The organism is Limnochorda pilosa, assembly GCF_001544015.1.
Taxonomy (GTDB): domain Bacteria; phylum Bacillota; class Limnochordia; order Limnochordales; family Limnochordaceae; genus Limnochorda; species Limnochorda pilosa.
The window spans coordinates 613,556-625,087 of record NZ_AP014924.1 but is presented as its reverse complement, the minus strand read 5'-3'; the positions used below and the strand labels follow the sequence as shown (position 1 = coordinate 625,087).

Here is an 11,532-nt window from a genome sequence, read left to right as displayed (position 1 = left end):
GGCAGGTCGTTCCATAGATATGGGGTGCAGTGGACTGCACGTGGCGCGCAGTGGGGTACATGCCCGCACCGAGGAGGGGAGGCATCGATGTGCCAAGCGCTGCGAGCCGCCCTGGCCCGGTGCATGGGCTGGTTCGCCTCGGATCGGGTGGTGCTCGGCCTCCCCGGGCTGCGCATCGAGGTTCGGCGCCATACCAGGTCCCAGGTGCCTGCCGAGCTGACTGTCGTCGTCCCGCGGGCCGAGTTTCGGCGGCGCCGGGGCGCACCGGGCTGCCCCCCCGAGATGGAGATCATCTACAGCGGCATCACCGTCGCCCATTCCCCCCGCCACGCGCCTGAGGCGGGGGGCCGTCATCCGGTCGATCTAGCGACGGGCGCGACTGAAAGGTGAGAGGCAGTCCCACCGGGTGGTGGAACTGCCTCTACCTGCCGTAACGACGAGGGGAGAAACGGCTGAGCCTAGGATACCGCGCCTCCCCCCGTCTGTCTGTCGAATGACGTAGGCGCAAGACCTCAAAAGTTCGAGGGAAGGGAACCTGTTCCAGCCTCGTCCTCTGCAGGACGTCCCTCAACGCCGCGAGGCCGTGGGGTGCACCGCGGTCGGGGCGCCCGCCAAGGCCAGCCGCGCCAGCACGACCAACCCGGCCCAGGCGCCTGCAGCTCCCCCACCGAAGGCCACGCCCCATCCCCACCGGTCTGCCACCAGCCCCAGCACCCAGGGCGAGATCCCGGCCGCCCCGAAGCCCAGCACCGTCTGCCACGCCTGAGCTCGGCCCAGGCGGGCAGGGTCGGCCATCTCCGTCACCATCGTCGAGTAGATGGGCGAGTCGGCGTTGAGCGAGAGGCCCGAGAGCACCAGGAGCGTCACCAGCAGCGATAGCGGCCAGTGCCCGCTCCAGCCGAGCAAGGCGGTGGTGACGCTGCTGGCGACCAGGAGGACGGCGGCGGTGCGGATCCTTCCCAGGCGATCGGAGACGGCCCCACCCACGCCCGTGGAGAGCGCCCCCAAGAGCACCGTTCCCGCGTTGAGCCACGCGGCCTGGGTGATGGCGGCCGTAAGCCCCTGCGAACCTTCGAAGGCCTGCGCCAGGTAGGGGGTCAGCCAGGACCGGACCCCGTACAGCTCCCAGTTGTGCCCGGCATAGACCAGGCTCGCGGCGAAGACACCCGAGGCCGGCAGCCAGCCGGACCGGCGCGCGGGCCGGGGGGCGGCCGCCGCGTCGGGTCGCACCTCTTCGCGCGCCGGCAGGAGCCGCACGACGAGCAGCCCGGCCGCGGGTGCGACCCAGCTCGCCAGACCCATCACCAGGTATGACTCGCGCCAGCCCAGCCTGCTCACGAGGCTGCCCGTCGCGGCCAGGGAGACGCCCTGGGCCAGGATGAAAGAAGCGACATAGAGGCCCACGTAGCGGCCCCTTCGCTCGGGAGGGATCTGACGGGCCAGGAGGTTCAGCCCGGGCATGTAGACGCCGCCCAGGCCCACCCCTGCCAGGAACCGGAGCACCCCCGCCGAGACGACCCCACCGGCCAGGAGCGGGAAGGCTGTGCCGGCCGCCGCGGCCACCAGGGCGGGCAGCCAGAGCGGGTAGCCGGCAGCCCCTCGGGCGCGCAGGCGATCCATGCTCAGGAGGAAAGCCGCGCTGGCAAGGATGTAGCCCGCCTGGTAGACGGCGAAGAGCGTGCCGGACGTCCCGTGCGACACCCCCCACTCCCGCTCCATCACGGGAAGCACCACGTTCAGGCTCGACTGGGTGAGGAGCGTCCCCACCAGCGTGACGCAGGCCGCCAGCAGGATCCAGATCAGGCGGTCATCGGGCCTGGGCTCTCCCAACCCGGTGCGGCCGCGGGGGGACGAGCCTTCGAGCCGACCCTCGCTGCCAGCCATGGCCACGCCTCCTTCAACCAGACGGCGATGCTTCACCACTGTAGCACCTACTGTAGCACAATTCAGGCGCCTGGTGCGAGAGCGAGGGCCCTTCTGCCCAGACCGATCCGGGCACGAAGGCTGCCTGGAGGTCAGCAAAGCGTCTCGTCCGCTTGATGGAATCACCTGCAGGTGAGTTCGGCAGGTTCCACCCACCCGCCGGCGTAACCTACCAGATGGCAGCCAAGCCCAAGAAGGAGGACGATTCCGTGGAGTACCGCAGTCTCGGCCGCACCGGCGTCAAGGTGAGCCCTCTCTGCCTGGGTTGCATGATGTTCGGCGGGCGTACCGACGACGCTGAGTCCGCCCGTATCATCGACCGAGGCCTGGATGCCGGCATCAACTTCCTCGACACGGCCAACGTCTACAGCCGGGGTCTCAGCGAGGAGGCGGTCGGAAAGGCGTTGAAGGCCAACGGCAAGCGGTCCCGGGTGGTGCTGGCCACCAAGGTGCACGGCCGCATGGCCGACGACGACCCCAACGCCCTCGGAAATCACCGGCGGCACATCATCGAGCAGTGCGAGGCCTCCCTGCGGCGCCTCCAGACCGATGTCATCGACCTCTACCAGATCCACCGGCCCAGCTCCGACGTGCCCATCGACGAGACGCTGCGCGCCCTGGACGACCTGATCCGGGCGGGCAAGGTACGCTACGTGGGGACCAGCACCTTCGCTGCGTGGCAGGTGGTGGAAGCCCTCTGGGTCTCCAAGGAGCTGGGGCTGAACCGCTTCGTCACCGAGCAGCCGCCCTACCACCTGCTGGACCGGCGGGTGGAGCGGGAGCTGATCCCCATGGCCCGCACCTACGGCATCGGGATCCTGCCCTGGTCGCCGCTGGCAGGCGGCTTCCTCACGGGCAAGTACCGCCGCGGCGGCGAGGCCCCCGAAGATGCCCGCCTCAAGCCCGGAAGGGAGTGGGCCGACCAGCACTTCACCGGCGCGGCCTTCGAGGTGCTGGAGACCGTGGAGGGCCTGGCGCACGAGAAGGGCTGCACCCCCAGCCAGGTGGCCCTGGCGTGGGTGGCGCACCAGCCGGGGGTCACCAGCCCCATCATCGGCCCCCGCACCCTGGAGCAGCTCGAGGACAACCTAGGCGCCCTGGAGGTGGAGCTCACCAGCGAGGACCGGGCCCGGCTGGACGCGGTGGCCGCCCCGGGCCGGGCCGTGGTGCCCTACTACGAAGCGGACTTCGGGCCCCACACCTTCCGCTGGTAGTCCGGCGCGGGCCGCCTCCGATCGCCCATCCATCCGGCCGGGACGGAACGCCACGGCGGCGTTCCGGGCCCGGTCGGCACGGCGGTGTGCGGAGCGGCGGCCCGCCCGCCGCCGTCGCGACGACTCTCGCCGTCGTCTAGCGGCCGGCGCCCTGGTCTCCACACGCCTCCTTCAGCCTCAGATACTCCACGATCAGGCGATCCAGCTCCTCTTCGACTTCCCGGGCCTCCTGCGACTGCCTGGGAAGATGGTTGAGCCTTTGCTGCAGCGCCCGGATCTCGTCGTCCACCTGGGAGAGCCGCTGGATGCAGTCGCTCCGATCGTGGCGAGGCCGCTCTTTCGGCCCGCCGATCAAGGCCCCCGTCACCTGCCAAGCACCCGTGGAGGGTGCGATGTCCGACCGCGAGGCGGGGTGAGAGCCCTGGTATCACGGTACGCTGGAGGATGGTTCCAAGAGAGACGGCCTCTTATTCGGTTCTTCGGACGTCAGCAGGCTCGACTTGAGCCGGGCCGGCCCTTTCCGGGTGCACAGGGCCCGCGGCGAACCCTGGGCCCGCACCCGCGCGGGACGAACGTGGTCCCCGCGGGATTCGTTTTCGCTCAGTTGCCAACCCCCTGATCATCCACGCACGCGCGGCGATTGCGGAAGGAATGTCCATCGCCTGCAGCGAATACGAGATTGTGAACACTATCACGTATCCACTGTACTCCCATTCCCCAGAGGAGGGCTGCAGCGTGATCCTCCCCGAGGTGGGCAGCTTTTCGGTCATCGATCCCGGAGGCCTCGACGCGCTCATTCGGGCGCTCCGGGCCGGCGGGTACGCCGCCGTGGGCCCCACCGTGCACGACCGGGCGGTGGTCTACGCCCCCATCGAGGGCGTGCGGGACCTTCCCGCGGGCTGGACCGACCGCCAGGAGAAGGGCACCTACCGGTTGGAGCCCACGGGCGGCGGCGCCTTCTTCGCGTACACCGCCGGCGCCCTCCCCTGGAAAGCCTACCTCACCCCGCCCCGGGTGCGCCTCTGGCAGGCCGAACGGAACGGCCACCTCCGCTTCCGGGTCGATCAGGCTGAGCCGCCGCGCCTGGCCCTCATCGGGGTGCGGGCGTGCGAGCTGGCGGCGATGGAGATGCAGGACGCGACCCTCCTGCAGGGGCCCTACCCGGATCCCGTCTACCGCGCCCGGCGGGAGCAGGCCTTCATCCTTGCCGTCGCCTGCACCCGGGCGGGCGGCACCTGCTTCTGCGCGTCCACGGGCACGGGGCCGGCCATCCGCTCCGGTTTCGACCTGGCCCTCACGGAGCAGACGACGCCGTACCACCGGTTCGTGGTGCAGGTGGGGAGCCAGGAAGGCAGGCGAATCCTGGCCGCGGCGAACCCCCGCCCCGCCCGGGAGAGCGAGGTCCGGCGGGCGGCCGGAGCCGTGGAGGAGGCGGCCCGTTCCATGGGCCGCCGCCTGGAGGCGGGCACCCTCCGCAAGGCCCTCGGGGCCAGCGTGGAGGGTCCCATCTGGGAAGAGGTCGCCTCCCGGTGCCTCGGGTGCGGCAACTGTACCATGGTCTGCCCGGTGTGCGGCTGCCACACGGCCACCGAGTCCACCAACCTGGAGGGCACCCGGTCCGAGCGCCGCCGCAGGTGGGATTCGTGCTTCAGCCTGGCCTTCGGCTACATCCACGGCGGTCCGGTGCGCGCCTCCGGCGCCTCCCGCTACCGCCAGTGGCTCTTCCACAAGCTGGGGGGCGAGCCCGTCCCGGGCCAGGCCACGTCGGGCTGCGTGGGGTGCGGGCGGTGCATCACCTGGTGCCCGGCAGCCGTCGACCTCACCGAGGTGGCCTCGGTGCTCCTGGCCGCCTGGGCTCCCTTCACCGCCCCTTCGCCTTCGGAGGCCCCGGCGGCCGTGCAGAAGGAGAGGTGAGCCTCGTGGCACGAGGCGTGATCGAGCGACCCCGGGCGCGTCCCGCGCCCCAGATCGAAACGCCCCCCCTCCTCCCCCGTCCTTTCCGGGTGCAGGGGGTCGAGCGGGAGACCGCCGACACCTGGACCCTCACCCTGGTGTCCGCCGACGGAAAGGCGGCCCCCGCCTTCCTGCCGGGCCAGTTCGCGATGCTCTACGCCTTCGGTGTGGGTGAGGTGCCCATCAGCCTCAGCGGCGACCCGGACCGGCCCGGTGAGCTTTCCCACACGGTGCGGGCCGTGGGCTCCGTCACCCGGGCCCTCGCCGCGGCCCGCCCGGGCGACCTGCTGGGCCTGCGCGGTCCTTACGGCACCGCATGGCCCCTGGAGGAGGCCGAGGGGCAGGACGTGGTGGTGGTGGCCGGGGGCATCGGCCTCGCGCCCCTTCGCCCGGCCATCCTCCGGCTCCTGGCCCGCCGCGAGCGCTTCGGCCGCGTCCACGTCCTCTACGGAGCCCGCTCCCCTGCGGAGCTCCTCTTCGTGAAAGACCTGGAACGCTGGCGGGCCCGATTGGATGCGGAGGTGCGGATCACCGTCGATCGGGGCGACGAGAGCTGGCGGGGCCCCGAGGGGGTGGTGACCACCCTCTTCCGGCACCTCCACCCGGAGCCGGAGCGGACGGTGGCCCTGGTCTGCGGTCCCGAGGTGATGATGCGCTTCGCCGCGCCGGGGCTGGTGGAGCTGGGCCTCGAGCCGGCCCGCGTCCACCTCTCCCTGGAGCGGAACATGTCGTGCGGGGTGGGGCTCTGCGGACACTGCCGCTTCGGCCCCTTCCTGGTCTGCCGCGACGGGCCCGTCTTCTCCCTGGAGCAGGTCGGGGGGATGCTCGGCGTGCGGGAGCTTTGATCCGGCCGCGCCCGGGAGGGATGGAGATGAGTGACCCGCGGAACGGAAAGCGGCCCCGGCCCAAGCTGGCCGTCTGGAAGCTCGCCTCGTGCGACGGCTGCCAGCTGAGCCTGCTGGACTGCGAGGACGAACTCCTGGCGGTGGCCGGGGCCGTGGAGATCGCCTCCTTTCCCGAGGTCTCGCGGGCGGAGATTGCGGGGCCGTACGACGTCTCCCTGGTGGAGGGGAGCATCACCACCCCCCACGACCTGGAGCGAATCCAGGAGGTGCGCCGCCAGTCCCGGGTGCTGGTGGCCATCGGCGCCTGTGCGACCGCCGGCGGCATCCAGGCGCTGAGGAACTTCGCCGACGTGCAGGGCCTGGTGGGCGCGGTCTACGGGCGGCCCGAGTACATCCGTACCCTGGAGCGATCCACCCCCGTCTCGGACCACGTGCCCGTGGACTACGAGCTGCGCGGCTGCCCCATCAGCAAGGCGCAGCTCCTGGAGCTGGTGACCGCGCTCCTGGCGGGACGGGCCCCGGATCTGCCCACTTCCAGCCTCTGCCAGGAGTGCAAGCAGATGGGCGTCGTCTGCGTCATGGTCGCGCACGGCACGCCCTGCCTCGGCCCCGTGACCCAGGCAGGGTGCGGCGCGCTCTGCCCAGCCCTGGGGCGCGGCTGCTTCGGTTGCTTCGGGCCGATGGAGGCGCCCAACCCCGACTCCCTCGCCGCCCGCTGGCGGGAGCTGGGGCTCACCCCCGAGGCGGTGGAGCGGGGCTTCCACACCTTCAACGCCTGGGCCGAGCCCTTCCGGGACGTGGCCCGAAGGGAGGATGGGAGGTGAGCGGCGTGCGGGAACGGACGCTGCGGGTGGACTACCTGGCGCGGGTGGAGGGGGAGGGCGCCCTCCACCTCCGGCTGCGGAAGGGCGAAGCCGTCGAGGCGCGGCTGGAGATCTTCGAGCCGCCCCGCCTCTTCGAGGGCTTCCTGCGCGGCCGGGCCTGCACGGAAGTCCCGGACCTGACCGCCCGGATCTGCGGCATCTGCCCCGCCTCGTACCAGATGAGCAGCACCCAGGCGCTGGAGGCCGCCCTGGGGCTGGAGGTGGAGCCCGCCGTCCGGGACCTGCGCCGGCTGCTCCACCTGGGCGAGTGGATCGAAAGCCACGCCCTCCACGTCTACCTGCTGCACGCGCCTGACTTCCTGGGCTTCGACGACGCCATCCGCCTGGCACGGCAGGCCCCCGACCCGGTCCGGCGCGGGCTGCGGCTGAAGAAGCTGGGCAACGCGGTGATGCGCAGCGTGGGCGGGCGGGAGATCCACCCGCTCAACCCCTGCGTGGGCGGCTTCTACCGGGCGCCGGAGCGCGAGGACCTGGTCGCCCTGCTGCCCGAGCTGGAGTGGGCCCTGGAGGCCGCCCGGGAGACGGTGCGCTGGGTGGCGGGCTTCACCTTCCCGGAGCTCGAGCGCCCCTACGAGTTCGTCGCGTTGCGCCACCCGCAGGAGTACCCGGTCAACGAGGGGCGGGTGGTTTCGAGCGAGGGCCTGGACATCCCCGTGGCCGAGTACGAGGAGCACTTCGAGGAGGAGCAGGTGCCCCACTCCACCGCCCTTCGCTCCCGGCTGCGCGAGCGGGGCGCCTACCTGGTGGGCCCCCTGGCCCGCCTGAACCTGAACGCGGACCGGCTCTCGCCCCCGGCCCGGGAGGCGCTGGAGGAGGCCGGGGTGGAGGTGCCCATCCGTAACCCCTTCCGGAGCATCGTGGCCCGGTCGGTGGAGCTGGTGGAGGCCGTGGCCGGGGTCATGGTCCTCATCGAGCGGTACCGCCCGCCCGAGCGACCCCGGCTGCCCGTACCCGAAGCGCTGCCCGAGGCCGTCGTGGGTCACGGCTGCACCGAGGCGCCCCGGGGGATCCTCTACCACCGTTACCGGGTGGGCGCGGACGGGCTGGTGGAGGAGGCGAGGATCGTCCCCCCCACCGCCCAGAACCAGGCCTCCATCGAGGAGGACCTGCGCTCGCTGGCACCGGCGCTGGCGGGGATGGACCGCGCGGAAGCCACCTGGCTCTGCGAGCAGGCGATCCGCAACTACGACCCCTGCATGTCGTGCTCCGCCCACTTCCTCACCCTCACCCTCGAGGAGGGGTAGGCCGTGGAGCGCGCCCCGAGGGCCCTCGTGCGGGTGATCGGCGTGGGCCAGCCCTTGGCCGGCGACGACGGGGTGGGCCCGGCGGTGGTGGCATGCCTGGGCGCCCGGGGGCTCCCCGAGGACGTGGAGACCGTGGCCGCCGCGGACCCCTCCGAGCTGCCGGACCTCCTCAGCGGCGCGGCCTTCGCGGTGATCGTGGACGCGGTACGATCCGCCTCTCACCGCCCGGGCACGGTGCTGTCCCTGACCCCCCGTGAGGTGGCCGGTGGGGCCGTCCGGCCCGTCTCGACGCACGGTGTGAGCGTGGAGCGGGCCCTGGAGCTCGCGGCGCTGCTCCTGGACGGGCTGCCGCCGGTGCGGATCGTGGGCGTGGCGGTGGACGAGGTGCACCCCTACCGAGCCGGCTTGAGCCCACCGGTGGCGGCTGCGGTGGCCGAGGCGGCACGGCTGGTGCGAGAGGAGCTGGAACGGGCGATGCACGAGAGTTCGCTGGCCAGGCAGATCCTGGCGCGGGTGCTGGCGGAGGCTGAACGGGAGGGCGCGGCGCGGGTGCGGGCGGTCCGGGGCTGGGCGGCCGAAACCGAGCGGCTGAGCCCTGAGGCGCTGCGCTTCCACTTCCAGGCCCACGCGGCGGGCACCCCCGCCGAGGGTGCCGCCCTGGACCTGGAGGTTCGAACGGTGCCGGCGGTCTGCGAGCACTGCGGCGAGCGGTTCGAGCCCGACGCCCACTATCCCACGTGCCCGGCATGCGGCAGCCCGAACGTGCGGCTCCTGGGGCCCACGGGGCTCCACGTGGAGTCGGTGGTGGTGGAGGGCGGGAAGAGCCAAGGTGCGGAGGAGGCGCCTAACACCAGCCGCGCCGGCCCTTGACCGAAGACCTCCGCTCGCCGGCCGGGCCCGCGCCGGGCATCAGAAGCGGTGAGAGGGAGGAGAAGTCCAGCAGCCACGGTCCCTCCCCCGGCGGCTGGCTGAAGGCCATCACGAGACTCTTGCGGAAGGGCGCGGCGGGATCAGGGGCGACGTAGTAAACGGTGGCCTCCACCCGGACCCGGGCCGCGTGTTCGTCCGCCTCCTCCAGCCGGGCGCCCCAGACGAAGAGGGTGCGGATCTGCTCGAAGAGCGCGTCCTGGAGCGCCGGGTCCGGCGTACCGGCCACGTACCGGAGGGTGGCGCGCTCGCGGTGGTTCACCGCGGCCATCACCCAGCGCGCCAGCTCCTCGGGTTCGGCGGCGTCCAGGCTTTCGGCGAGGGCGCCCGCCGCCTTGAGCACCATGAGCTGGTGGCCGTCGTCCACCTGCCAGGTGGTGTGCACCCTGCTCCCCGTGAAGTGGAGGCAGAAGTGGCCCACGAACTCGTTGTCGAAGAGGTCGCCCCAGCCGTGGGGCATGCCGTTGATGGAGGCGGCGATGGCTCGGCCCGCCGCGGTGGCCACCACCGCCCGGCGTTTCCAGCTCCACTCGCCCCCGTAGACGGCTCGGAGGGTCTCGCTGTCCTGGGGGGTGAGGGGCTCCACGTCCGCATGGGCGTCGCCTCGGTGCCTGCGCACGGCGAAGGTGAGCCCCGTCTCCAGGTCCCGCACCGTGGCCGTCGCGCCCACGGGGAGGAGGTTCAAGGCCTGATCCCAGGGTACCCGCTCGCCGAAGAAACGCTGGCGCAGGTCACCGGTCAGGTCCGAGAGGATCTCCTCCAGGTCCGGACCGTCGAGGGTTACGTCCTGGGCGGGGTCGTGTACCCGGAGGTCCCGGGTGGCCAGGAGTTCCTCCGGCTCTTCGCCGGCCTCTCCCCGGTGCAGCTCGAGGCGCCAGTAGAGCCGGCGAGGGTCCAGGGGGGCGGGGGAGCGGGACGCCGTACTCAGCGCCTGGGTGAGCCGGGCCAGGATGGCGGCGTCGGTCACCTGCAGCTGGCCCGGGTACTCGGGCCAGACGAATCCCAGGGTCGCAGCGGAGAATGGCTTGGGAGCAGCCGGACCGCGGTCCATGACCCGATACCCCCCGACCCCGAGGGCGACCAAGGTCGCGAGGACCAGCAAGGGCCCGAGCCACCGCCGGAGCCCGGCCCGGCCCACGGTCGCACGCCCTGCCGCACCGCTGGCCTGCCGCGGCTCCTTGCCCGCTCCCGTGTTCCCCCAGACCCCCCGAACCCCCGCGATCGACCATCGCACGAGCCTCACCGTTCCTCCCCCCGTCTTGGTACCTACGCGGGCGGGAGAGGAGCGTATGCCTCCGGACCTGCCCGGGCCGACACGCTGTGGACGCCGGCGACGGGGTGAGGGGCCCGGGGGCTTTCGATATGGCAGCGCGGTGAGTCTTCTGGCGGGGCAAGGCTTTGCCCTTCGGACGGTGGAGATCTGTCACTCAAGGGGGTGGTACGCGTGGACCGGGTCCTCACTTCCGGCACCTCTGGAAGGAGAAGCTCGATCTGGACTGGAACCTGGCCAGGGAGAACGAGCAGCGGTTTCTGCTCGAGGCCGCCCGGCGGGCCGCCGCGAGTACCGCCTGTACCATCCCCTGTTCGTAGAGTTCCTGCAGGCCCTGGCGTCAGCCGGAACCGGGGGTGCGCCCTCGTAAGGAACACGCGCCCGATGCCTGCGGGACCCGAGGAGGAAACGAGGCCATGAAGGTCTACGTGTCGGTGGACATGGAAGGCGTGGCTGGCGTGGCGAGCTGGCCGCAGGTGGAACCCAAGGACCCCGCCTACGCCCTCGCCCGCGAGTGGATGATCGAGGAGACCAACGCGGCCGTGGAGGGCGCCGTGGAGGCAGGCGCCACCGAGATCCTGGTCAACGACAGCCACGACGGCATGCGGAACCTCCCCCTGGACCGCCTGCGTCCCCCCGCTCGCCTGATCACCGGCAGCCTCAAGCCCCTGAGCATGATGGCGGGGCTGGATGCCTCCTTCGACGCCGTGCTCTTCGTGGGTTACCACGCCCGGGGCGGGAGCGAGGGCACTCTGGCCCACACCTGGAGCTCATCGGTCACCGGCGTGCGCCTGAACGGCCTGGAGGTGGGCGAGTGGGGCCTCAACGCCATGATCGCCGGCCACTTCGGGGTGCCGGTGGTCCTGGTAACGGGTGACGACCGGCTGGCCGAGGAGGTACGTGAGGGGCTTCCAGGGGCCGAGCGGGTGGTGGTGAAGCAGGCCCTCAGCCGTTACGCGGCCCTCAGCCTCCCCCGCGAGGAGGCGACCGCGGCCATCCGCCGGGGCGCCGCCCAGGGCGTGGCCCGCGCTCGCTCCGTGGCGCCCTTCCGGCCCTCCCTGCCCATCCGGCTGGAGGTGGACTTCGGAAGCCCCGAGCGGGCCGACGAGGCGGCCACCCTCCCCCGGGCCGAGCGGCTCGGCGCCCTGAGCGTGGCCTACACGGCGGCCGACGCCATGGAGGCGTGGCGGGCGTTCTACTCGTTCATGGCGCTGGCGGCGTACGCGAGTTGAGCGCTGGCCAAGGCGATCCGCCTGGTTCGGAAGCCCCCGA

General features: G+C 72.2%; 11 protein-coding genes. 8 read left to right on the top strand and 3 right to left on the bottom strand.

Going from position 1 to position 11,532, the window contains the following annotated elements; all coding sequences use genetic code 11:
* Nucleotides 1-87: 87 nt before the first annotated feature.
* Nucleotides 88-390 (top strand): hypothetical protein, encoded by a 303-nt coding sequence (locus tag LIP_RS18790; protein WP_068134026.1) that lies wholly within the window; start codon nucleotides 88-90, stop codon nucleotides 388-390.
* A gap of 177 nt (nucleotides 391-567) precedes the next feature.
* Here LIP_RS18790 and LIP_RS02750 read toward each other — a convergent pair whose 3' ends face one another.
* A complete protein-coding gene (locus LIP_RS02750) occupies nucleotides 568-1,884 on the bottom strand; it encodes an MFS transporter (protein ID WP_068134025.1) in 1,317 nt (438 codons plus the stop codon).
* 248 nt (nucleotides 1,885-2,132) lie between these two features.
* Between LIP_RS02750 and LIP_RS02745 the strand changes: the two genes are divergently transcribed.
* Complete coding sequence (locus tag LIP_RS02745) at nucleotides 2,133-3,137, top strand: aldo/keto reductase (protein ID WP_198409671.1); 1,005 nt, start codon at nucleotides 2,133-2,135, stop codon at nucleotides 3,135-3,137.
* A gap of 136 nt (nucleotides 3,138-3,273) precedes the next feature.
* On the opposite strand, the gene LIP_RS02740 is transcribed toward LIP_RS02745, so the two are convergent.
* On the bottom strand, nucleotides 3,274-3,504 hold the full coding sequence (locus tag LIP_RS02740) for a hypothetical protein (protein WP_144440298.1): 231 nt from the start codon (nucleotides 3,502-3,504) through the stop codon (nucleotides 3,274-3,276).
* 368 nt (nucleotides 3,505-3,872) lie between these two features.
* Between LIP_RS02740 and LIP_RS02735 the strand changes: the two genes are divergently transcribed.
* From LIP_RS02735 to LIP_RS17410, 5 genes are read left to right on the top strand one after another with little or no spacing between them, the layout of a single operon-like run.
* Nucleotides 3,873-5,051 carry a 4Fe-4S dicluster domain-containing protein gene (locus LIP_RS02735; protein ID WP_198409670.1) on the top strand — a complete coding sequence of 393 codons (1,179 nt, stop codon included), beginning with the start codon at nucleotides 3,873-3,875 and terminating at the stop codon, nucleotides 5,049-5,051.
* A gap of 5 nt (nucleotides 5,052-5,056) precedes the next feature.
* On the top strand, nucleotides 5,057-5,935 hold the full coding sequence (locus LIP_RS02730; RefSeq protein WP_198409669.1) for an FAD/NAD(P)-binding protein: 879 nt from the start codon (nucleotides 5,057-5,059) through the stop codon (nucleotides 5,933-5,935).
* Between the two features lie 26 nt (nucleotides 5,936-5,961).
* The gene (locus LIP_RS19925; protein ID WP_068134019.1) at nucleotides 5,962-6,759 is read left to right on the top strand and encodes an NADH-quinone oxidoreductase subunit B family protein; all 798 of its coding nucleotides are present in this window, start codon (nucleotides 5,962-5,964) and stop codon (nucleotides 6,757-6,759) included.
* A gap of 5 nt (nucleotides 6,760-6,764) precedes the next feature.
* Nucleotides 6,765-8,063: a Ni/Fe hydrogenase subunit alpha gene (locus LIP_RS02720; RefSeq protein ID WP_144440590.1), complete on the top strand. Its 1,299-nt coding sequence runs from the start codon at nucleotides 6,765-6,767 to the stop codon at nucleotides 8,061-8,063.
* 3 nt (nucleotides 8,064-8,066) lie between these two features.
* Nucleotides 8,067-8,933, top strand: coding sequence for a hydrogenase maturation protease (locus tag LIP_RS17410; RefSeq protein WP_082725774.1), 867 nt, complete (start codon nucleotides 8,067-8,069; stop codon nucleotides 8,931-8,933).
* On the opposite strand, the gene LIP_RS18785 is transcribed toward LIP_RS17410, so the two are convergent.
* Nucleotides 8,908-10,233, bottom strand: coding sequence for a hypothetical protein (locus LIP_RS18785; protein ID WP_158509536.1), 1,326 nt, complete (start codon nucleotides 10,231-10,233; stop codon nucleotides 8,908-8,910). The genes LIP_RS17410 and LIP_RS18785 overlap by 26 nt on opposite strands.
* 443 nt (nucleotides 10,234-10,676) lie before the next feature.
* Between LIP_RS18785 and LIP_RS02705 the strand changes: the two genes are divergently transcribed.
* Nucleotides 10,677-11,492 carry a M55 family metallopeptidase gene (locus tag LIP_RS02705; protein ID WP_068134011.1) on the top strand — a complete coding sequence of 272 codons (816 nt, stop codon included), beginning with the start codon at nucleotides 10,677-10,679 and terminating at the stop codon, nucleotides 11,490-11,492.
* Nucleotides 11,493-11,532 lie beyond the last annotated feature (40 nt).

Bases quoted from the DNA above. Each gene is read 5' to 3' on its own strand.
- LIP_RS18790 (WP_068134026.1), top strand. From the start codon at position 88: ATGTGCCAAGCGCTGCGAGCCGCCCTGGCCCGGTGCATGGGCTGGTTC.
- LIP_RS02750 (WP_068134025.1), bottom strand. From the start codon at position 1,884: ATGGCTGGCAGCGAGGGTCGGCTCGAAGGCTCGTCCCCCCGCGGCCGC.
- LIP_RS19925 (WP_068134019.1), top strand. From the start codon at position 5,962: ATGAGTGACCCGCGGAACGGAAAGCGGCCCCGGCCCAAGCTGGCCGTC.
- LIP_RS02705 (WP_068134011.1), top strand. From the start codon at position 10,677: ATGAAGGTCTACGTGTCGGTGGACATGGAAGGCGTGGCTGGCGTGGCG.